Below are 21,949 nucleotides of genomic sequence, written 5' to 3' on the forward strand. Positions count from 1 at the left end.
ATAAAACGTTTTTTCAAAGAGGTGTGGTATGACAAAAAGAAAAGAATATACAGCAGAATTCAAAATTGAAGCTATAAGACTAGTAAAAGAAACAGGTCAATCATCAGCAAAAATAGCAAGAGATTTGGGTATTAGCGGTAAGCAGATGGGTAAAAACATACAATGATAGAATGTCTGGAGTAGATGCGTTTCCAGGAAAGGGGAAAGTAGCTCATTGTGACAAAGAAAAGTTTGATTTAAAGAAAGAGCTGGCAAGAGTAACGAGGGAAAGAGACATTTTAAAAAAAGCCCTGGGATATTTTGCAAACCAAAAAGAGTAAAATATTCTTTTATAAAAGAACATGAAAACTGCTATAAAATACGGGAATTATGCAGATTTTTGAACGTATCTGCTTGTGGTTATTATAAATGGATTACTAAGGAAAAAAACAACAAAAAATCAATAAGAGAAGAGCTCATACAAGATATTCAGAAGGTATATCGATCATCACAATGCAGATACGGAGCTCCTAAAATTCACGCTGAATTAAAGGCTTTAGGTAAAAATTATAACATCAAAACAGTGCAAAATATTATGCAGAAAAATGGCATTCAAGCTAAGCTTAGACGAAAGTTTAAAAGTAAAAAACCACAAATAGACAATAGAGTTATAACTCCTAACATATTAAATCAGAATTTCATCGCTGATCAACCTAACAAGATATGGGTAACTGATATTACGTACATAAAAACTAATGAAGGATGGTTATATTTGGCAGCAATAATAGATTTATATTCACGCATGGTGATTGGGTGGTCAATGAGTAATGCAGTAAATAGGCAATTAGTTATAGATGCGTTATTCATGGCTATTGGTAGGCGCAAATCTCCTAAAAATCTACTATTTCATAGCGATCAAGGATCGCAATACACCTCTAAAAATTATCAATTTTTACTAAGTACAAAAAATATTACTTCTAGTATGAGTCACAAAGGTTGTTGTTATGATAATGCTGTTTCAGAGAGCTTTTTTAGTTCACTTAAGAGAGAGTTACTCATTGATACTTCACAACACTCTGCACAACAAGCTAAAACCGCAATATTTGAATATATAGAAATTTTNTGACCTTACCCAGAAAAAGTAGACAGAAAGTTAAGACGTTTTTGCTATGAGAATGATGAATCAAAAAGCTCAGGAATGCAATAGTTAATAGTAGAATGTCTACGCTGTTTATTATAAAAAATTTCTATATATTCAAATATTGCGGTTTTAGCTTGTTGTGCAGAGTGTTGTGAAGTATCAATGAGTAACTCTCTCTTAAGTGAACTAAAAAAGCTCTCTGAAACAGCATTATCATAACAACAACCTTTGTGACTCATACTAGAAGTAATATTTTTTGTACTTAGTAAAAATTGATAATTTTTAGAGGTGTATTGCGATCCTTGATCGCTATGAAATAGTAGATTTTTAGGAGATTTGCGCCTACCAATAGCCATGAATAACGCATCTATAACTAATTGCCTATTTACTGCATTACTCATTGACCACCCAATCACCATGCGTGAATATAAATCTATTATTGCTGCCAAATATAACCATCCTTCATTAGTTTTTATGTACGTAATATCAGTTACCCATATCTTGTTAGGTTGATCAGCGATGAAATTCTGATTTAATATGTTAGGAGTTATAACTCTATTGTCTATTTGTGGTTTTTTACTTTTAAACTTTCGTCTAAGCTTAGCTTGAATGCCATTTTTCTGCATAATATTTTGCACTGTTTTGATGTTATAATTTTTACCTAAAGCCTTTAATTCAGCGTGAATTTTAGGAGCTCCGTATCTGCATTGTGATGATCGATATACCTTCTGAATATCTTGTATGAGCTCTTCTCTTATTGATTTTTTGTTGTTTTTTTCCTTAGTAATCCATTTATAATAACCACAAGCAGATACGTTCAAAAATCTGCATAATTCCCGTATTTTATAGCAGTTTTCATGTTCTTTTATAAAAGAATATTTTACTCTTTTTGGTTTGCAAAATATCCCAGGGCTTTTTTTAAAATGTCTCTTTCCCTCGTTACTCTTGCCAGCTCTTTCTTTAAATCAAACTTTTCTTTGTCACAATGAGCTACTTTCCCCTTTCCTGGAAACGCATCTACTCCAGACATTCTATCATTGTATGTTTTTACCCATCTGCTTACCGCTAATACCCAAATCTCTTGCTATTTTTGCTGATGATTGACCTGTTTCTTTTACTAGTCTTATAGCTTCAATTTTGAATTCTGCTGTATATTCTTTTCTTTTTGTCATACCACACCTCTTTGAAAAAACGTTTTATTTTACTTCAAAAACGTCTTAACTTTCTGTCTACTTTTTCTGGGTAAGGTCATTGTCAGCCAATCAACTCATCAACAGGATAATCAGCATCAAAGTCAATGAGACAGTCAACACTATCATTAAAAACAAGAATATGGAGCTTCTGTACCAAGGATTAAGTGAGCTCGCTTTCTTAAATCTCCTTGTCGATAGTTCAGGAAGTATGGATTTAAATGTTCTAAGAAAAAAGATCGCATCAATTGATAAGCAATACAGCATAAAATGCATATACATTGACTACCTGCAGTTACTGAGAGGATCAGGAAGAACAGAGAACAGAACGCTTGAGGTAACAGAAATCAGTAGAACTCTAAAGAACATCGCCAAGGATTTTGAAGTTCCTGTTGTCGCACTATCACAAATTAGTCGCAGAGTAGAAGAAAGACAAAACAAAAGACCGCAACTAGCAGACCTAAGAGAGTCAGGGAGCATCGAACAAGATGCTGACATAGTTTTACTGCTTTACAGAGACAGCTACTATAAAATAGGCTCTAATAACGAACTGGAGATAAACATTGCAAAGAATAGAAGTGGATCAACTGGCAAAGTTACAGTTCCTTATCAAGTTAATACTGGCAGAATATTAATCTAGGATTCGTAAATGTCTTTCCTGTGTTTTATTGAAACAATGGTTACTTCGTATTTTGCAGCATTTACATGATACATAATACGATAATCACCAGTTCTCAGTCTTCTGTGTCCTTTGAGTTTGTAACGCAACGATTCACCAAGATCAATTGGGTTAACTGTAAGGCGCTCTTTTACTATTTCTTCAACTCTTAACTTTATTGTTTTTGGAAGAGCTGGTAAATCCTTTTTACTAACATTTTTCAGAAACTTAATCTTATAGCGCTTTAGTCCCACTTGACGTCTTTTAGATCAACTGTCTCTGCACCTGGAACATTAAGTTCAGCAGCACGTTCAATTAGTATTTTATCTTCCTCATTTTCAATTGCTTCTTGCATCAGCTCCTCTACTAGCTTCTTAACAGGCTTGTTTCTTATTTTAGCCAGCCCAGCAAGACACTCTGAAATTTCACTATTGAAAGTTACGTTGATTCCTGAATCTGCCATAAGTTCTACCAAAGTTTATCAATAATTATACAACATTTTCCTAAAATTTTCAATAAAGGATTTGTAGATCAAACAATAAAAGGTATATGCTTTATATAGAATAAAGCTATGCTATTATAGCAACCTCGATAGATATTATATTTTAAGTGAAAATATGTAAAGGGCATTTCTGCCCTTTACACGCATTTGATTTTTTAGTAGACTGCAAGCGCCAACTTTTCAGTACTAGAACCCTATGAAAGGACATCAAAGCCCTACAAGAGATCAAAATAAAGAGTACCAAAACGAAAAAAAGAGTCAAGCAAAAAAAAGCTTGACTTCGTATCATCGCATCTATCACAACTTCAGCATACGAGGAAGCCTTCACATAGTTAACGTAAGCAGCAAGCATGTGCAGGCGCAAATAGGCTCTAGAAGGCGAATAAAGGCGCGAGGAAAGTCAATTGAGCGCAAATTTCCGACTCGAATTTTCGACGATGAAACGCGTCTTACTGGCAGTGAACTACTACAAGTTTTAAAAAACAAGGAAGTAAGATGGTTTAAAAATGGCACTTCTGTTCCTCCGGAACATAGTACCTATTTTTCAGAGCCCTTTAATCCGCACAAAGCAAAAAAAATCTATGCAAGTAGAGGCCAGAGAGAAGCAGAAAAATACTTTGTCAGAGTAGTAAAAGAGAAGTTTCGCGATTTAAAAACGTCAAAAGCGGTAGATGTTCTATCAATCAGGAAAGAAGCGAGAGAAAAAGTTCTGAAGAAGTTCAAGAATCACTGTGAATTTATATCAATAAAGGTATATATTTGTAATTTATTCATAACCTTCGTTGAAATTACTGCTCTTTACTTTTTATATTGTTTTTAGCAAAAGCCTCTTCCCATGTACCTTGAGTCGCTGCACGACTATATTCTGTTACTCTATTTTCAAAGAAATTCGTATGCTCCACACCATTTAGTATTTCATCAAGCCACGGAAGAGGGTTATCATTAATATCATATATAGGCTCTAGACCCAATTGCGTCAATCTTCTATTTGCTATGTAGCGTATATAATTACGCACTTCTTTTGCAGATAGTCCTTCAATATCCCCTAAGTCAAAAGCAAGATTTATGAATTCATCTTCGAGTTCAACAATAGTGCGACATGCTGAATATAATTCCTCTTTAAATTCATCACTCCAAATTTCATTATTCTCTTTAATAAAAGTACTGAATAAATTGATAATTGAGTTAGTATGCAAGGTTTCGTCACGTGCTGACCAGGCAATTATTTGTCCCATGCCTTTCATTTTTCCAAAACGTTGGAAATTGAGCAAAATTGCAAATGATGCAAATAACTGCAATCCTTCAGTAAAGGCACCAAATACTGCTAAAGTTTTAGCAACATGTTTTTTATCGTGCTTTTTACTTTCCTCAAATTCTAACATGTATTCATACTTCTTTCTCATAGCATCATATTTTAAGAATGCTTGATATTCACTTTCTGGCATGCCAATCGTATCTAGAAGGTATGAATAGGCTGCAATGTGTATAGTCTCCATATTGGAAAAGCTTGCAAGCATCATACATATTTCTGTTGGCTTAAATATATTTGAATAATGCCTCATATAGCAGTTATTTACTTCAATATCTGCTTGAGTAAAAAACCTAAAAATCTGGGTCAATAAATTTTTCTCTACATTCGAAAGTTTAGTTTTCCAATCTTTCACATCATCAGCAAGCGGAACTTCTTCAGGTATCCAGTGTATCCTTTGTTGCTGCAACCATGCATCATATGCCCAAGGATAATTAAAAGGCTTGTATATTGGATCTGCTTCTAGCAATGACATAAGGTACCTAATTATTTTGAAGTAAATATTATATTAAATGATATTGAGAATCAGTCAATTTAACTTTTTTGAAATTTGACAACAGATAGTTTATCAGTGTATTATGATTTCAAATAATTAATTGACAAAATGCGGGTATTAACATTTTCTGTTTTGCTGTTTTCAGTAGGCTGCATGCACACTATCTATAATCACGGAGTTCCTGGCATTAATGTTGAACTGTGGAGCAAAATAAAAGTAGGTGATGATAGAGAAAAAGTGGTTCATACTTTAGGATCGCCAACATTAGTATCAAAGTTCGACGAAAATGTTTGGTACTATGTCTCATATAAAATTAAACAAGCTAACTTCTTGGGAAAAAAGAAGTACAGTAGTAAGTCTCTGCAAATTTCGTTTAATCAGAATGACGAAGTTACAGATATAAGAGAAATCAACGTTGCAGAAAGGTCTTTAGCTGTTGTTGATTGAAAATTTGCTGATTTATTTTTCATCACAAGTAACTAATTTAGGTAACGTAAATTTACCTATTTAGAATAAAATCTAACGTGACTTCGCGCCAAATGTGATGATGCTCAGCAGGTAAGCCAATTAACGGGCTGCATTTATACACTGCACGCATTGCATTATCTGCTGCTGATCTAAAAAGAGGATTATTTTGATAAGAACTACTATCTGCTACGTTGGCTACAACGATCTCGCCTTTACTGGATAATAATAAGTTAATTTTTATACTAAAATTTTCTTTATAAACTATGCCCTCAGGAATGCTCCAACACTCTGTCAGTTTATCTCTTATAGAATTAATAATTTCTGTTACAGCCAATTCATCATCTTTGTTCTCAACATTTTTCTTATCTCTTATTTCATTTTTCACCTCTTTGATGTCTTCTCTTAGTTTTCTTTCTACACCCTTTTTTCTTTTGGGAATTGGAATACCCTCATCAATTTCCTGTATTTCAATAATTTGCCTCGGTTGTACTAACTCAACTAATTCTTTTTTTCTTTGTGGTATAGGAATAACTGACGAATCATCCGTTTGGGCTTTCATTGAAAAAAACAAAAAACAACATAGAGACAAAAGAAGAATATAATTAAAATAGAGAGGGCGCATATGTTAAGCAGCTTGTTTTACTGGTTTAAAGCTAATATTGCACATAAAGTCAATATATTTCAGTTGACTTAAACTCAAATTTGCTACACTAATTTTATTATCTCTATAATATCATATGGCCAATATACTCTAAATGAGATGGAAAGATGAAGGTGTTATTATAGCTGTTAAAAAATATGGTGACAAAAATTTAATTCTTTCTCTATTTACAAAAAATCATGGAAAGTGCAGAGGATTAACTAGGTTAACAAACAATAGCAATTATAAGTTTCAAATAAGTAATCTATTACATGTAGAATGGAGTGCTAAGCTACCTGAAAATCTAGGTTTTTTAAAGTGCGAATTGATTGAATCTTCATTTCATCATTTCTTTCAAGATAGGTTAAAAAGCATTGCTATTGCTTCTTTCTCGTCTATATTAGAAAAAGTGCTTCCAGAAAGTGAATCCTACATCAAGTTGTATGATAATTTTAGACACTTCATCGATGTAATAAAACATAATGGCCAGTTTTGGCAAAGTCATTATCTTAACTTAGAGCTTCTGCTTCTTACGCAACTTGGATTTAAGTTAGACCTATCAAAATGTGCTGTAACAGGTGTGAAAGAAAATCTACAATTTATTTCTCCAAAAACTGGTAGAGCAGTGTCAAAAAAAGTAGGTGACTATTATGCAGATAAATTACTACCTTTTCCACAGATGTTGCATGATGTATACAATAACAACCTACAAAATAGCTACTCATATCAAGAATTCAGACTAGGACTAAAAATTACAGGGTATTTTTTAAATAAATATCTATTTCTGCAGTTAAATGAGAAATTTCCAGAGTTGAGAAATTTTATGCTATCATTTGAATCTTAGTTACTACCTATTTGAAAGAACTTCAACCAGTAACCACCCTATTTCTACCACTGTTTTTTGCTTTATATAAATATTTGTCAGCACGTACTATAAATTCTTTAACATCATCAAGGTCAGATCTTTGCATTGCTGAAACTCCAATGCTCACAGTTACATTATGGGTTGTATTTTTATCCACAAGTATAAAAGGTTCTTTGGTAATAATTTTTCGTATTCTCTCTGCAATAGTATACGCATCTGATACATTGGTATCTGGCATTAAAACAACAAATTCCTCACCACCAAACCTAGCTAGTAAATCTGTCACTCTGATATTTTCAGAAATTCTTTTCTGTATTTCCTTTAAAAGCTCATCTCCAGCATTATGCCCAAAGTTATCATTCACCATCTTAAAATAATCTATATCAAGTATCATAAGAGATAAACTTCTATCTTTTTCCACAGAATCCTTAACAATATTTCTTAAGTGTGCATCAAAATATCTTCTATTATAACAGTTAGTTAATGGATCCTTTATAGACATCTCCACATTATTAAATAAATTCATTCTCAAGGCATCTTGATATCTTTTACGTTTCACTTGCGAATTAACCCTAGCTATTAATTCACTCTCATCTAAAGGTACTGTTAAATAATCATTAGCACCTACATCAAGTGCCTTTACTAAATTGCTTTTATCATAATCTTCAGAAAGGATCAGAATTGGTGTATAACGTGTTTCTACTTTACTACGAAACTTAGAACACAAACGTAAGCCGTCAGTTTTTGAAAATTGCATGTCAGAAATAATCAAGTCGTAATTATCCTTAATACCAACCTTCAATGCTTCTTTTGGATCGTGCAGTATTTTAATTGATCTGAAGCGTTGCTTTAGAACATTATGTATCTGCTCTGCTTGAAAGGTGTCCTCATCTACAACAAGTATGTTAGCGTCAAAAATCTGATTAGAATACACAATACTGCTTTCTGCTACCCCACCAATCTCAGCATTAGTTTCTCCTCTCAAGCACAACTCATCTATTATCATCTTTAAGCGCACAAGAGACTTAATTCTTGCAGATAAAGCAGTTTCATCTATCGGCTTAGTTAGAAAGTCATCCGCACCAGCATTAATTCCTTCCACTCTATCATGAGTGTCATGCAGCGCAGTTACCATAATTATTGGAATATAAGTCGTTAAGGGATCATTCTTTAGCTTCTTACAAACCTCAAAACCACTCATTTTTGGCATCATGACATCAAGTAAGATAATATCTGGCTGCTGTTCCGCTACTAAATCTATCGCCTCCTCGCCATCATGAGCTACAATAACTGTATAGTACTCTGCTTTCAGCTGAGCCTCTAAAAGCTTAACATTAGATGGTATATCATCTACTATTAGGATTTTTGCTGTCATTTTTTGTATTATCTACATTGTAAGTAGGATAAAGTTTGCCATCTTCACCAATTATGTAATTGACTTTTTCAACGTTATGCTCTTCATATAATTCTTTAATTCCGGTATCCTTCAACAATTTCCTAACTCTTGATTTTACAACCACACAATACCTATATATATTTTTAATAAGATTAAGAAATACAGGTACTTTACTTTTATCAAGAACAATTATACTAACTAAAGCTACAACTAAAATTTCTGAAAGACCTATGTTAAACATTTTTCCTATGAAGCAAGTACTTTAACTCTCCTAATTATGAGTATTAATTTACTTAAATCAAGTTTAGAAGCAACCATCTCATTCAAAAAGCTATTGTAACGTTCTATATAATCCTTATCATTAAGAGCCCAAGTTTGAACCTTATCTACGTGATTATCAGTAGCTTTTATAACTTTAACAGCCAGCTTATGATGATAATTGCTTAAATCATCTAATAAGTCATTGATTAAGCTGCGATCCCAATAAGAAGAATTACTTTTCATCTTGATAGCAACTGTTCTAACAAGATCTAATCTTAACAGCGACTTTAATTCAAAGTACATTTTACCAGCTTCAAAGATGGATAAAGATGTCTGTTCAGCAATAGATATAACGTCCAGCGCATAAATAAGAATACGTAGATCAGCAACCTTTTTTGCTAAATCTTTATTTATGTTGAGTTCTACTAAAAAAGTTAATCCATCATTATAGATCTTTAATAGGCGCTCATCTAAAATGTCATGGCCTAAGGTTTCAATTGCACCCCTAAATTTTGTAACATCATCTAGTTTTACTAGATTGAGCTCACCAAGATTTTTTACTAACCAAAATGATACTCTACCAATAAATTTTTGCACACTTCTCACTACTAGCAAGTAAGAATCAACATCAATCTTTCCATCCAGTTTATCAATTTCCTGCCACAGGCTATTTAAATTATATAGGTGGTTAACAACGATATATATGTTAACTGCTTCATGTACTTTAATTCCAGTACTCTCAACCAAGTTATTAACAAATATACAGCCCATCCTATTTACTACATCGTTTGCAATACAAGTAGAAATAATTTCCCTAGAAAGCTGGTGTTTCAATATGGGATCCTTGAACTCTGTTACCATCTTTTGTGGAAAGTAATTTAGTAAGTAATCACGGCACAAGAAATCTTTTTCAGGTAGCTTAGAGCGTATAATCTCATTCTTTATTGCTGTTCTTCCATAAGACATTAGAACAGAGAGCTGAGGAGAACTAAAACCTTCTGCACCAGTTAACATCCTTGCTACCTCTTCGTCAGCTGGAAGAAATTCTACGCTTCGGTTTAACAGCCCAGATTTTTCTAAACCGAGTAATAATTTATGGTGCTGCTCCAACCTTTGTTTAGCTTGCAAGCACTCAAGGAGCAATGCTTTTGTTTCAATTCTGTTATGGTCTTCAAGTACCTTAGATGCAACTTCATCTATCATGCTAGCCAGTATTTTATTCCTTTTTTCTAAGGAAATTCCCCCTCCTTTCATGATTGAAACAAAAGCAATTTTTATGTTAACTTCAAGATCAGAACATATTACTCCTGCTGAATTATCAACAAAATCTGCATTGATATATCCACCTATTTTAGCATATTCTACTCTTCCAAGCTGCGTGCAACCAAGGTTACCACCCTCTATAAACATAGAAGCTCTAATATCCTGACCGTTTACTCTTAACTCATCATTTGCTTTATCACCAACCATGCCATGGCTTTCACTCTTTGCTTTAACAAATGTGCCAATTCCTCCATTCCATATGAAATCCACTTTTGCCTTGAACAGATACCGAATCAAATCACTTGGAGATAATGTATCTTCCGTTATATCAAAGCACTTTTTCATTTCTTGAGAAATGTCTATTTGCTTGCTACTACGCTCAAATACTCCACCACCATGAGAAATCAAATTTTTGTTATAATCCAACCAAGTTGAAAATGGTAATTCAAAGAGGCGTTTACGCTCTGTGAAACTCTTCTCTGTATCAGGGTTTGGATCAATAAAAATATGCATATGGTTAAATGCGCCAATTAAACGCATATTTCTTGAAAGCAGCATGCCGTTTCCAAATAGATCGCCAGCCATATCTCCAATTCCAATAACAGTTGCATCCTGGCAAATATCCCTATTCATTCTCCAAAAATGCCTTTGTGCTGCAATCCATGCACCTTTTGCTGTAATACCCATCTTTTTGTGGTCATAACCTGCTGATCCACCAGATGCAAATGCATCTTCGAGCCAAAAGTTACATTCAGAGGATATTTCGTTTGCATAATCAGAAAATGAAGCAGTACCTTTATCTGCTGCAACTACCAAATATGGATCATCTTCGTCATACCTAATCACATTTTCTGGTGGAATTATTTTGCCATCAACTACATTATCAGTAATATCAAGCATTCCTCTGATGAAATTCTTATAGCATTCAACACCCTTCTCTCTTAAAGTGTTTTTATCTTTATAAGCTTGCTTTATTACAAATCCACCCTTTGCACCAACAGGTACAATGACCGCATTTTTTGTCATCTGGGCTTTCATGAGTCCCAAAACTTCAGTGCGAAAATCTTCCGTCCTATCCGACCACCTTAAACCACCACGGGCCAACTTCCCTCCTCTTAGATGTATTCCCTCAAAAAGGTTTGAATAAACATACAATTCACGGTATGGGCGCGGGTCAGGTAAACCATTGATTTTACTTGAATCAAATTTTATAGATAAGTATGGCTTATCATCTTGATAATAACTGGTTCTCAAAATTGCCATTATCAAGTTAAATATCGAACGCAAAACGTAATCATGTGAAACGTTGCTGATCTCTTTTAGTAGTTCTTCAATTTTTTCCTGGAAAATGTTAGTAGTTTCTGCTCTATCAATATCTATATTAGGATTGAATCTTGCACGAAATAGCTGTATCAGATATTTCACTATTTTTGGGTACTCTGAGACCACTTTTTGGATATATTCTGGGTTATAGTTAAATAACGTCTGCTTTAGATAGGCACTTAGCACCCTAATAAGAAGCACTTCCTTCCATTTGAGCCCAGCAATAATGATCAAACTGTTGAAATAGTCATTTTTAATTTCCTTGCTGAACACTTTTGCAAGCGTTATTTCAAATTGCTCTTTCAGAGTAATGTCACTTATTAACTCATCGACTCTTGACAACACAAAGTGGTGTATCCATATTCCACCATTGATTTCTATGTAATAACCATTATGAGATAGAATTTTTGCTCCTAAATTCTTAGTAATTTTTAATATCTTTGATAATTCAAGACCACCATTGTTTGGAGTGTAAACTTTTAACTGATAGTTAAGATTGTCACAAGTAAGTCTCAAATCAACCTCACTTACTCCTTTCTTCCTTACTACCTCCAATTTTTTTATGTCGTAATATGCATCATGGGGTTCAAAATTCTCTTGATAGCTTATCGGAAATGCATTGCAATAACGGATGAATATATCCTCAACAGTGCTAAAAGTATTATATAAATTGTCTACAAAGCGATCTTCCCACTTTTCTGTAATGTTTCTTAATTTATTTTCTATATTTAAAATTTCATTATCAAAAACAATGGCATTTTTGTTTCTTAGCACCACATGTAATTTCATCAAATCATACTCATTTATAATATGATTGTTATAAATATCGGAACTTTCTGCGTTCATTTCATCTTTCAATATATCACGTATTTTTAACATTAGCCTTGCACTAGCATAACGCATTGGTATCAGTACTATGCAACTAATAAAATTCCCTAACTTTCTTGAAAATAATTTGACTCGAGGTCTGATCGCAAGAGACATGATCGAGGTGCAAGTTTCAAATAACTCGTCTTCATTTGATTGGAATAATTCGTCACAAGAGAATGCCTGTAAGATAGAGATTAAAGCTTTGTTGTTATGACCACCAGGCACAAATCCTGCCTTTTTTTCTATTGTTGTGATCTTATCCTTTATTACCGGAATAGTTCGAATATCTTGCACTTCTGCTACAGAAGTAAATAACCCGAAAAAACGCCGTTCCTTCACCACATTACCCTGGTCATTAAATTCTTTCACCCCTATACAATTCATGTACGTACGTCGATGAACTATTGAGATTAGATCTGATCTTAATATGCATAAAGAATTTAAACCCTCAGAAGAAATCGATGAATTTTGATACTCTTCACTTGCTCTCATTAAACCGAGATTTTCCCCATTACTTAGAACAAGCTTTCCATCTTTATTAGCAATGCATTCTTGATAACCTAAAAATACAAAATTGTTATTTTTCAACCAAGCTAGAAAATCTCTGCCTCCAGCATCCAATGCCGGATGCTCAAGAAGCTTCTTGAGCATCGATTGCCAGTCCTTTACAACGCAGTTAACTGCTTTTAGCGTCTTTCGTAGAGATTCTTCTAGTGTATCAACAAAGCTACCACTTATACCTTTGATAATTAGATATATTACTGACTCTTTGATTCCATTACTTTCCTCCAAAAGATGAATTTTATCTATTAGGCTATTTTTTCTTTGAACATTAATTATACTGTTACTATAATAGCATATAGTTAAACCGTATGACTTAATAGTGGAAATGACAGAATCCACTAAAAAGGGCATGTCATAATTTGTGATTTTAATTATAGTGAAGTTGCCTTCTATTCCTGAAATATCATTTACATTACTTACTGCCAATTTACTTTCTTCTTTTTCTTTTTTAAGAATGAAGTTGTATGCATCTTCTGCAATGTATAAAAGAAATTTATCGTTGACTTTTAGGTCACTATTATAAACAAAATTATAAAAGTACTGTATAAACTCTTTAATTTTTTCTTTCTCTTTTTTATTCCCTTGATCAACTAGCTTAAATAAAGACTCAACATTAACATTATGATTTATACACATTTTTCAAAACAAAAATACACAGCGAATCTAGATCTTTTTAACTAAGATTTCGTTACCAGAAGTATACACTATTAGCTCATCTCCTTCTACTATTTCCCCTGATAAAACTAACTTAGCTAGATTATTTTGAATGCATTCTTGTATTACCCTTTTCAGAGGCCGCGCTCCATATTCAGGGTCATATCCAGCTTGTGCTATTAGTTCTTTAGCTTCTTGCGATAAACTAATACTCAGTTTACGCTTAGCAAGCATCTTTTGTAAATAAGAGAATGGAACATCTATAATTTTATCAATGTCATCTTTGGTTAAGCTGTGGAATATAATAATTTCATCCAGTCTATTTAAAAATTCTGGACGAAACGCTGACTTAACTATTTTCATCACCTCATCTTTCACAGATTCGGTAGCTCCTCTTAGCATCATCTCAGCTCCAAGGTTAGAAGTTAAAATTAGTATGGTATTACGAAAATCAATTAATTTGCCATGGCTATCGGTGAGTCTACCTTCATCCAAAATCTGCAGTAGTATATTAAATATATCTGGATTTGCCTTTTCTATCTCATCAAACAAAATTACCTGATATGGTCTTCTCCTCACTGCTTCAGTTAACCTGCCACCTTGTTCATAACCAACATATCCTGGAGGCGCACCAATTAACTTTGAAACGGAGTGTTTTTCCATATACTCTGACATATCAAAGCGTAGAAGTGCTGATTGATCATCAAACAAAAACTCGGCAAGAGATTTTGCTAACTCTGTTTTTCCAACTCCGGTTGGACCTAAGAATAAAAATGAACCAAAAGGTCGATTAGTATCCTGAACACCAGAACGAGAGCGCCTTACTGCATTACTTATCGCTTCAATTGCATCTCTCTGCCCTATTACTCTTTTTCCTATTTCATTTTCCATGTTAAGGAGCTTTTCCTTTTCATTATGCATCATGTTATCAACTGGAATGCCTGTCCATTTTGAAACAATATTTGCAATATCACTCTCAGTAACTTCTTTCTTTAGGAAACTATCAGTAACTTTTTCCTGATTTTTTAACTCATCTTCAAGTTGAGGAATCACACCATACATCAACTCCCCTGCCCTTCCTAAATTTCCATTGCGCTGAGCCAATTCTAGATCTTTCCTCGCGTTATCCAATTTTTCAGCAGTTTCTTGTATTTTAGCTATTTTATTCTTTTCCATCTGCCATTTACTGCTTAAGTCAGCAAATTTACTGTTTAGACTCTCAATTTCCTCATTTATCTTTTTTAAACGTTGCTTAGAGTTTTCATCACTTTCTTTTTTCAAAGCCTCTGACTCAATTTTCAGCTGTATAATCTTTCTTTCAAGCTCATCAACAACCTCAGGCTTGCTGTCCATTTCAATTCTAACCCTACTTGCTGCTTCATCAATTAAATCGATCGCTTTATCAGGTAAAAACCTATCTGTTATATATCTATTAGAAAGCGTTGCAGCAGCGATTATTGCACCATCTGTGATTCTAATACCATGGTGCACCTCATACCTCTCCTTCAAACCCCTCAGTATTGAAATAGTATCAGTCTCAGTCGGTTGAGAAATAAACACAGGCTGAAAACGCCTTGCAAGCGCAGGGTCTTTCTCTATATGTTGACGATACTCATCCAAAGTTGTAGCCCCTATACAGCGAATTTCTCCACGCGCAAGAGCAGGCTTGAGCAAATTTGAAGCATCCATCGCACCACTTGTCGCTCCTGCTCCCACTAAAGTATGAAGCTCATCTATAAACAAAATAACTTTTCCCTCTGCTTTTGAAATCTCATTAATCACTGCTTTTATTCTCTCTTCAAACTCCCCTCTAAATTTTGTTCCAGCAATTAATGCACCAAGATCCAAAGCTAAAACTTTTGCATCACGCAAACCAAGTGGTACATCATTTGCAACAATTCTGTTTGCTAAACCTTCAACTATTGCAGTTTTTCCAACACCAGGTTCACCTATCAGTACTGGATTATTTTTTGTTCGCCTAAGCGATACCTGCATAGCTCTTCTGATTTCCTCATCACGACCAATTACAGGATCAAGCTTACCTTGCATCGCAAGCTCTGTAATATCTTTTGTATATTTCTTCGCCGCATTTAATTTTTCTTCACTATTTGGCGAATCTGCACTGCTACCTTTTCTCATTTCTGCAATAACTGAATTTAATTTTTGCGGTGTTACACCACCTTCTGCTAAAATTTTACCATCTTTTTGTGCAGCAAGGCCCTGCAGTAAACGCTCAACTGTAACAAATGTATCTTTATTCCTCCTCGCAATACCGATTGAATCCTCAAAAACTTTTGCTACCTCTCTTGAAAGCTGAAGGCCGCCACTTCCTGGCCCTTCAATCACTGGAAATTTTTTAATTGCACTATCAACAGCATTAGAAATATTCTGCACATTTCCACCACAGGCACCTATCAAGTCCTGAACTAAACTCGATTCATCTTCAAGCATTACTTTAAGTAAATGTTCAGGCATAAAAATCTGATGCCCGGCTCCCAATGCTTTCATTTGAGCACTCTGAATTAAGCTTTTTACTTTTTCTGTAAATTTATTCAAGTCCATAATATAAATTCAACTCATACTTGCTGATATATATAGCAACCACTTCCTCAATTTTAAACCTAAAGTCATTTATCAATAAAAATTTTCTAAGTTCATATAAGAGGTTGTACGGAAACTAGTAAACTCAAGCATATTTCCTACTTAACATAACTTTACTCATAGCCAGATATATGAAACTTTCAGTAGATGTTGTAAGTAAATCGTACTCCTTTGATAGTCTTCTATTTCTATTGATCCAAGCAAAAGTCCTCTCTACCACCCACCTTCTCGGCTGTACTGAAAATCTAGGATCCCGTTGTGGCAATAGTTCTAGTGGTGTATCTTTATGCACCCAAAACCTACATGGAGGCCTTTTCACAATTTCAATGTCTATCCCATATTCCTCCTCTATATGGGTTTTTAAATCTTTTCCTTGGTACCCCATATCAGCCCACATTTTCTTAATATTGCTGTATTTTTTCTTCATATTGTCCAATGCCATCTTCACCCCATCTCTGTCATTTTCGCTTGCAGCTCCTACATAGCAACCAAGCACAAATCCTTGAGTATCTGTGATTATATGTCTTTTTCTCCCCCTTTACCTTTTTTGCACCATCATAACCTTTGATCCCCCTTTTTCCGTGGTTTTTACCGACTGACTGTCCACTATGCATCCGCTCGGCTCTTCATTTCTTCCCATTTTTGACCTACTATATTTAGTGATATCATAGTTCATTTTCTCAAAAATCCTCTGTTTCTTCCATTGCCTAAACTGCTCATATACAGTCTTCCATAGCGGAAAATCATTTGGTAAATACCGCCATTGGCACCCTGTACGCAATATATAGAAAATTCCCTCTAACATTTTTCTTTTACTATATTTTGGCGGTCTTCCTCCTTTTTTGTATGATACTCTGAAGTACTTCTCTATTTGTGCCCACTCCCTTTCACTTAGATCTGTTGGATACTTTTTTCTCATCTTTACCCCATACTAAAATTTCAAATATCATAGCCTTTTACTAGTTTCCGGACAACCTCTACTTATCCTAACCCGACTTATCAACAGGTTGTACAAAGAGTTGATGAGGCGACTAAGAAGTTAGCTGATGCTAACAACTGGTGTAAAGATAAGTATGTTATATCTGCAGAAGATAGCACAAATCATAAAGATGTTTCTCAGAGTGTGATGAGCAGAATATTCTCTGTTCTTCGTAACCCATGGGAAAGTCTTGTTGGTCGTGCAAATAAGAACGATAACAATTCTGAGCCTAAATGGTATAAGGATTTGCATAAATCAGAAGATCTAGAGGAAATTATAGATGGTGGTACTCTTGACAATTTATTTTACCCTAAAGTAGATAATTGCATAAACACATCAAGACAAGCAGGTACCCGTGTTGATGATGTTGAATTAGAAAGGCTAACTAGAGAAACACCTCCTTCAGCCTATTCTAATGGTTTACCAAGAGTTCTCTAAGCATCAATCCTCAAAAAAATCGGCGTAGGTCTAGGTAATGTAACACCTAAGCTTACGCGTGCGCTGCACAGAGATTGTAAATCGCGTTGTTCTTTTGGAATTTGCAATTGATCAAGTATCATTTCTGCTGACTTTGGAACAATTGGCTGCAATAAAATACCAATTATTCTGATGTATTCGAGTAGTTTGTAAATTACTAAATTCATACGCTCTCTGTCAGTTTTGCTTAATGTCCAGGGTGCACTTTTATCTATGTAAGCATTGGCCTTGGAAGAGATATTGATAATCAGGATTATAATCTGGTTAAACTCATACTTTGATAGATGATTCATTACTTGATCAAGTATGGTTTTACAATTTGGCAAACTCTCATCATCTTTAAGCAAATTTCGATCAATTGTTGGTACGATTCCATCGCATTGCTTATGCAGAAATGAAATTGTTCTTTGCACTAAATTGCCTATATTGTTTGCCAGCTCTGAGTTTATGTGGCTGATCATGTTTTTCTTACTGAAATTACCATCTTGACCAAAATTTGCTTCCCGAAGGAGAAAGTAGCGTAGTTGATCAACACCAAACTCTTCTGCCAGACCAATTGGATCTATAACATTACCAAGGGATTTGGATATTTTTTCTCCCTCGTTTAGCCACCAACCATGAACTGCAATTTGTTTTGGCAGTGGTAAATCTGCTGCAAGAAGAATAGCTGGCCAGTATACAGCGTGAAAACGCAGTATGTCTTTACCGATCACATGAACGTTGAAGGAGTTTGTCCAAAACTTCTTATATTCCTCATCTTCTATATTAGGAAAGCCTATTGACGTGAGATAGTTAGTGAGCGCATCTATCCAAACATAAATTACGTGCTTGTCATTCCCTGGTACTTTTATTCCCCAATTAAAACTAGTACGAGAAATCGAAAGGTCAGTAAGTCCTGATTTTACAAACGATACCACCTCGTTTTTTCTGCTCTCAGGAAAGATGAAATTCGGCTGATTTTCGTATAACTCTAGTAATTTATTTCGCCAACTTGACAAACGAAAAAAGTAGCTCTCTTCTTTTATCCACTGAACTTCAGCGCCTGTTGGCGCTCTGCCATCTATCAACTCCGATTCCTGATAAAACGCTTCATCACGAACTGAATACCAACCTGAGTAAGAATCCTGATATATTTGTCCTCTCTCTTCAAGCCTATTCCATAGAGCTATAACTGCTTTCTCATGACGTTCTTCTGTGGTGCGAATAAAATCATTATAATCAAAGTTCATTAGCTCAGCCAATTTTCTGAACGTAACACTGATTTCATCTGTAAATTCTTTTGGCTCTATTCCCTTTACCTTAGCCGCTTTTTCAATTTTCTGTCCATGTTCATCTGTACCAGTAGTAAACTTGACGTTCTTTCCAGCTAATTTCATAAATCTAGCTGTAACATCACAAATAAGGGAAGTATATGCGTGGCCGATATGTGGCTTGTCGTTTACGTAATATATTGGCGTAGTAACGTAAAAGCTCTCAAATTGCTCCATTTTGTACTGTTTAAAGCTTTATCGTATCTGCACTAGTAATAAAAATCAATACATATCCTACCAGACAAGCAATCTGAAAATCCATTATACCGCTGCGTTTTGCAGCGGTATAATGTGAGTAACTTACGTTTGAGTTGATATGATATTGTTGTCTATAACTTAACAACTGTACAAACATTCGTCTGTGAAAGCAGTGTGTTAAATATTATAGCAGATTTTGCCTCAAACACAAAAATGTCATCCCAGTGCCCAGACACTGGGATCCAGAAAAATTAATTGTAAACAAACGACTATACAACATGTTCAATAAAATTACAAAAAAGCTGGATTCCAGTGTAAAGCCCTGACCATTTGCTGTACAATTTACCTTCTAAAAATCAATGTTCATACGTACATCCATGATTTTCAGAATGTTTTTCCGCATTAGAATGAGAAAACAACCTACCAGGTCTGGTGTCATCATAAGAAGGAGCAGTTGGAGCAGTATTAAAATCGTAAGGAGGTGGTGCCTCGCGATGAGAAGAATCTCCCAAATCATATCCAGGTCCTGATTTATAATAGTTAATTACCGCTTCTTCAGCCTTCTTAATATTTTCTGACTCTTTCTCATGGTTCATATGAAAAGCCACACCACCAACAAGACACACAAGAGAATTAATGCCAAGAATGACTAAACCCCAAACTGGTAAGACTGGGTTAATAGCGCAACCTATCAAAGCTGCTAAAGAAATTGCACCAACTGCAAATTCTATATTTCTGAACATTTTAAGCTTATTATCCAGGTAATCTACCTTTTCTGATTTTCTAGCCGTTTTTTCGCTGCTGTTGTACCAAAAACACATACCAACATGGAAAACAATACACACAACTACAGCTGCTATACCTAAAGCCAATAATTTCCTGTTGTCTTCTGAATCCTTTTTCCTATCTTCTCTACTTTGCTGGTTACTACTACCGGAACCAAGATTATTTATAACTGTAGTATGACCACTATTACTATTAAACAAGCTACGAAGTAGAAAATAATCCCAAAAACTTAACCCTCCTCTATCATTGTGTACATGTACATGCGTGACTTGAGGACCTGTAGGTTGCTGCCTACTATCACTTGTGTATGTGCCGGTAGCTTGTTGTCTACCATCGCGTTCTGTATTGTGCTCATTAGTTGAACTATAGCGCCTAAATTCCTTATACGCATTTTCAAAATTTTTATCACTCCAGTTCTTAATATTTCGCATACCACGAGAACGTAAAAATTCTTGAACATTCTTGTCACTGCCATTTTCTTTTATATAGGCAAGTGCATACCTTTTTAAAACACTATCGAGCATAGATATTCTCCTCAAATTAAGATTAAATTAATAAACAATTATTACTATAAATTATATAGAATAATGTCTTCTTGTCAAGTTAGTCATAAACCTGTCAATATTCTTTCCACCAGCTCCTTTACTGTTGGTACGTTGCCATTCTCATAAAATGGGTCTTGCTTAAATTTGTACACATTGTGTCCAGAAAACATAAGTTCATTTTCAATATCACCGTCATGTATAATGTTTTGCAGTGTCTTTTGTATACAGAAGCTTCGTGGATCTGGTTTTCGCCCTGTTGAATGGTCACCATGATCTTTCCAATTGCTAAACAGACAATGGCTCAAACATCCCATGCAATTAATTTGATCTTGTCTTATTTTCGCAAATTTGCCTGGTGTCACAAAAATAACAGTTGTATCTGGAGTTTTCATTACCTCTGTATACCCTGCTTTAATCCATGCATTTGCTAGCTCTTTGTCTTTTGCAGTGAGGTAAATCTTTCTACCTCTGCTACCCATTGCAAATTCATTATTAAACTCTCCACTCACACTTTCTGAAAATTTCATTTGACGTGAATTTCGTTCCTGTAGCTCATGTATGAAGCTATTTCTTACTGCAGATGAGTAAAATCCTGTTGGACTAAATTTGTTTAAAAATACATCACCTTCTTCTAAAGTAAGTAACTTCTTTTTCCATTCTGTAGAAATCGGACTTTCTTTTGTTAAAAGTGGACGAGTGCCAAACTGAAAAGCTATTGGTCCGATTTGTAAATTGTCAAACCAATGTTCCCAATCCTTCAAATTCCACACTCCCCCCGCCATAACAATTGGCGTTTCAGAAAGACCGACTTCATTCATGAAAGATCTAAGCTCTGTAACTCTTTCAAATGGAGCCTGTGATAATTCTGGATCTTCACTATTACTGAGTCCATTGTGACCACCAGCAAGCCACGGATCCTCATATACTACTCCACCAAGTAAAAAAGAAGATATTTTTTGGTAAGCACGTTTCCACAACGCTTTAAAAGCGCGCGCCGATGAGATAATAGGATAGTAATAAACTTGATATTTAGCTGCAATTTCTCCAAGCCTGTAAGGCATACCAGCACCGCAAGTGACGCCATGAACTAAGCCTTTTGCTTTTTCTAATATGCCATGAAGGACTTGTTCTGCTGCTCCCATTTCCCAAAGCACGTTCATATGTATTCTTCCACGGCCCTTTGATATTTCATTCGCTATTTTTGCTTGACTAACTCCAGCCTCAATACTATACTTAATTAACTCTTCGTGCTTTTCGTTTCTTGTTTTACCTTTATAAATTAGTGGTACCAGCTCGCCATTGTCATCGATAAGTTTAGCATTTGCACCAGAAAACGTACCAACAGCATCTGCTGCAGCGAATGATCCACTTGATCTCCCGTCACTAATTGCAATGCCTTTGCCACCTTCGATAATCGGCCACACTTCTTTTCCTGAAATCACTATCTTTTTTATCTTATTTTTCAAAATTTCCT

The 21,949-nt window shown here is 34.8% G+C and carries 16 protein-coding genes and 3 pseudogenes; 6 read left to right on the forward strand and 13 right to left on the reverse strand.

The window, feature by feature from the left end; genetic code table 11:
* Window positions 1-28: 28 nt before the first annotated feature.
* A pseudogene (locus tag BVG17_RS09465) lies at window positions 29-1,101 on the forward strand (IS3 family transposase); the annotation flags it as partial.
* Between the two features lie 45 nt (window positions 1,102-1,146).
* Here the strand turns inward: BVG17_RS09465 and BVG17_RS01945 are convergent.
* Window positions 1,147-2,292, reverse strand: a pseudogene (locus BVG17_RS01945) (IS3 family transposase).
* Window positions 2,293-2,371: 79 nt separating this feature from the next.
* On the opposite strand from BVG17_RS01945, the gene BVG17_RS01955 reads away from it, so the two are divergent.
* Window positions 2,372-2,950: a DnaB-like helicase C-terminal domain-containing protein gene (locus tag BVG17_RS01955; RefSeq protein WP_084240964.1), complete on the forward strand. Its 579-nt coding sequence runs from the start codon at window positions 2,372-2,374 to the stop codon at window positions 2,948-2,950.
* Here the strand turns inward: BVG17_RS01955 and BVG17_RS01960 are convergent.
* Window positions 2,947-3,222 (reverse strand): type II toxin-antitoxin system RelE family toxin, encoded by a 276-nt coding sequence (locus BVG17_RS01960; protein ID WP_063630474.1) that lies wholly within the window; start codon window positions 3,220-3,222, stop codon window positions 2,947-2,949. The genes BVG17_RS01955 and BVG17_RS01960 overlap by 4 nt on opposite strands.
* Window positions 3,213-3,431: a hypothetical protein gene (locus tag BVG17_RS01965; protein ID WP_006011986.1), complete on the reverse strand. Its 219-nt coding sequence runs from the start codon at window positions 3,429-3,431 to the stop codon at window positions 3,213-3,215. The genes BVG17_RS01960 and BVG17_RS01965 overlap by 10 nt, the downstream gene beginning before the upstream one ends.
* A gap of 235 nt (window positions 3,432-3,666) precedes the next feature.
* On the opposite strand from BVG17_RS01965, the gene BVG17_RS01970 reads away from it, so the two are divergent.
* A complete protein-coding gene (locus tag BVG17_RS01970) occupies window positions 3,667-4,290 on the forward strand; it encodes a hypothetical protein (RefSeq protein WP_063630476.1) in 624 nt (207 codons plus the stop codon).
* Here BVG17_RS01970 and BVG17_RS01975 read toward each other — a convergent pair.
* Entirely contained in the window at window positions 4,259-5,254 is a 996-nt protein-coding gene (locus BVG17_RS01975; RefSeq protein WP_063630477.1) for a ribonucleotide-diphosphate reductase subunit beta, read from the reverse strand. The genes BVG17_RS01970 and BVG17_RS01975 overlap by 32 nt on opposite strands.
* A gap of 129 nt (window positions 5,255-5,383) precedes the next feature.
* Between BVG17_RS01975 and BVG17_RS01980 the strand changes: the two genes are divergently transcribed.
* A complete protein-coding gene (locus tag BVG17_RS01980) occupies window positions 5,384-5,722 on the forward strand; it encodes an outer membrane protein assembly factor BamE (RefSeq protein WP_063630479.1) in 339 nt (112 codons plus the stop codon).
* A gap of 52 nt (window positions 5,723-5,774) precedes the next feature.
* Here BVG17_RS01980 and BVG17_RS01985 read toward each other — a convergent pair whose 3' ends face one another.
* Window positions 5,775-6,302: a hypothetical protein gene (locus tag BVG17_RS01985; protein WP_063630481.1), complete on the reverse strand. Its 528-nt coding sequence runs from the start codon at window positions 6,300-6,302 to the stop codon at window positions 5,775-5,777.
* Between the two features lie 196 nt (window positions 6,303-6,498).
* Between BVG17_RS01985 and recO the strand changes: the two genes are divergently transcribed.
* Complete coding sequence (recO, locus tag BVG17_RS01990) at window positions 6,499-7,227, forward strand: DNA repair protein RecO (protein ID WP_063630483.1); 729 nt, start codon at window positions 6,499-6,501, stop codon at window positions 7,225-7,227.
* 22 nt (window positions 7,228-7,249) lie between these two features.
* Here recO and BVG17_RS01995 read toward each other — a convergent pair whose 3' ends face one another.
* The 5 genes and pseudogenes from BVG17_RS01995 to BVG17_RS02015 all read right to left on the reverse strand — a co-directional run bounded on the left by BVG17_RS01995 (window position 7,250) and on the right by BVG17_RS02015 (window position 17,099).
* Complete coding sequence (locus BVG17_RS01995) at window positions 7,250-8,623, reverse strand: PleD family two-component system response regulator (protein WP_063630485.1); 1,374 nt, start codon at window positions 8,621-8,623, stop codon at window positions 7,250-7,252.
* The gene (gene tatB, locus BVG17_RS02000) at window positions 8,595-8,885 is read right to left on the reverse strand and encodes a Sec-independent protein translocase subunit TatB (RefSeq protein ID WP_017531662.1); all 291 of its coding nucleotides are present in this window, start codon (window positions 8,883-8,885) and stop codon (window positions 8,595-8,597) included. The genes BVG17_RS01995 and tatB overlap by 29 nt, the downstream gene beginning before the upstream one ends.
* A gap of 5 nt (window positions 8,886-8,890) precedes the next feature.
* Window positions 8,891-13,561 carry an NAD-glutamate dehydrogenase gene (locus tag BVG17_RS02005; protein ID WP_063630487.1) on the reverse strand — a complete coding sequence of 1,557 codons (4,671 nt, stop codon included), beginning with the start codon at window positions 13,559-13,561 and terminating at the stop codon, window positions 8,891-8,893.
* 27 nt (window positions 13,562-13,588) lie between these two features.
* Window positions 13,589-16,141 carry an ATP-dependent chaperone ClpB gene (clpB, locus tag BVG17_RS02010; protein ID WP_063630489.1) on the reverse strand — a complete coding sequence of 851 codons (2,553 nt, stop codon included), beginning with the start codon at window positions 16,139-16,141 and terminating at the stop codon, window positions 13,589-13,591.
* A gap of 124 nt (window positions 16,142-16,265) precedes the next feature.
* Window positions 16,266-17,099: pseudogene (locus BVG17_RS02015) on the reverse strand (IS5 family transposase).
* A 207-nt stretch (window positions 17,100-17,306) separates the two neighbouring features.
* On the opposite strand from BVG17_RS02015, the gene BVG17_RS02020 reads away from it, so the two are divergent.
* A complete protein-coding gene (locus BVG17_RS02020) occupies window positions 17,307-17,597 on the forward strand; it encodes a hypothetical protein (RefSeq protein WP_063631234.1) in 291 nt (96 codons plus the stop codon).
* Here BVG17_RS02020 and metG read toward each other — a convergent pair.
* The 3 genes from metG to BVG17_RS02040 form a co-directional block, all read right to left on the reverse strand.
* On the reverse strand, window positions 17,594-19,123 hold the full coding sequence (gene metG, locus BVG17_RS02025; RefSeq protein ID WP_063631233.1) for a methionine--tRNA ligase: 1,530 nt from the start codon (window positions 19,121-19,123) through the stop codon (window positions 17,594-17,596). The two genes, BVG17_RS02020 and metG, sit on opposite strands and share 4 nt — an antisense overlap.
* A gap of 377 nt (window positions 19,124-19,500) precedes the next feature.
* On the reverse strand, window positions 19,501-20,454 hold the full coding sequence (locus BVG17_RS02035; RefSeq protein ID WP_063631232.1) for a hypothetical protein: 954 nt from the start codon (window positions 20,452-20,454) through the stop codon (window positions 19,501-19,503).
* 83 nt (window positions 20,455-20,537) lie between these two features.
* Window positions 20,538-21,941, reverse strand: coding sequence for an NAD(P)H-dependent flavin oxidoreductase (locus BVG17_RS02040; protein WP_063631231.1), 1,404 nt, complete (start codon window positions 21,939-21,941; stop codon window positions 20,538-20,540).
* Window positions 21,942-21,949 lie beyond the last annotated feature (8 nt).

Origin of the sequence: Wolbachia endosymbiont of Laodelphax striatellus, from assembly GCF_007115015.1 — a bacterium.
Taxonomy (GTDB): domain Bacteria; phylum Pseudomonadota; class Alphaproteobacteria; order Rickettsiales; family Anaplasmataceae; genus Wolbachia.

Coding starts and splice junctions, on each gene's coding strand:
- BVG17_RS01965 (WP_006011986.1), bottom strand. CDS start 3,431: ATGGCAGATTCAGGAATCAACGTAACTTTCAATAGTGAAATTTCAGAG.
- BVG17_RS01970 (WP_063630476.1), top strand. CDS start 3,667: ATGAAAGGACATCAAAGCCCTACAAGAGATCAAAATAAAGAGTACCAA.
- BVG17_RS01975 (WP_063630477.1), bottom strand. CDS start 5,254: ATGTCATTGCTAGAAGCAGATCCAATATACAAGCCTTTTAATTATCCT.
- BVG17_RS01980 (WP_063630479.1), top strand. CDS start 5,384: ATGCGGGTATTAACATTTTCTGTTTTGCTGTTTTCAGTAGGCTGCATG.
- BVG17_RS01985 (WP_063630481.1), bottom strand. CDS start 6,302: ATGAAAGCCCAAACGGATGATTCGTCAGTTATTCCTATACCACAAAGA.
- recO (WP_063630483.1), top strand. CDS start 6,499: ATGAGATGGAAAGATGAAGGTGTTATTATAGCTGTTAAAAAATATGGT.
- BVG17_RS01995 (WP_063630485.1), bottom strand. CDS start 8,623: ATGACAGCAAAAATCCTAATAGTAGATGATATACCATCTAATGTTAAG.
- tatB (WP_017531662.1), bottom strand. CDS start 8,885: ATGTTTAACATAGGTCTTTCAGAAATTTTAGTTGTAGCTTTAGTTAGT.
- BVG17_RS02005 (WP_063630487.1), bottom strand. CDS start 13,561: ATGTGTATAAATCATAATGTTAATGTTGAGTCTTTATTTAAGCTAGTT.
- clpB (WP_063630489.1), bottom strand. CDS start 16,141: ATGGACTTGAATAAATTTACAGAAAAAGTAAAAAGCTTAATTCAGAGT.
- BVG17_RS02020 (WP_063631234.1), top strand. CDS start 17,307: ATGAGCAGAATATTCTCTGTTCTTCGTAACCCATGGGAAAGTCTTGTT.
- metG (WP_063631233.1), bottom strand. CDS start 19,123: ATGGAGCAATTTGAGAGCTTTTACGTTACTACGCCAATATATTACGTA.
- BVG17_RS02035 (WP_063631232.1), bottom strand. CDS start 20,454: ATGCTCGATAGTGTTTTAAAAAGGTATGCACTTGCCTATATAAAAGAA.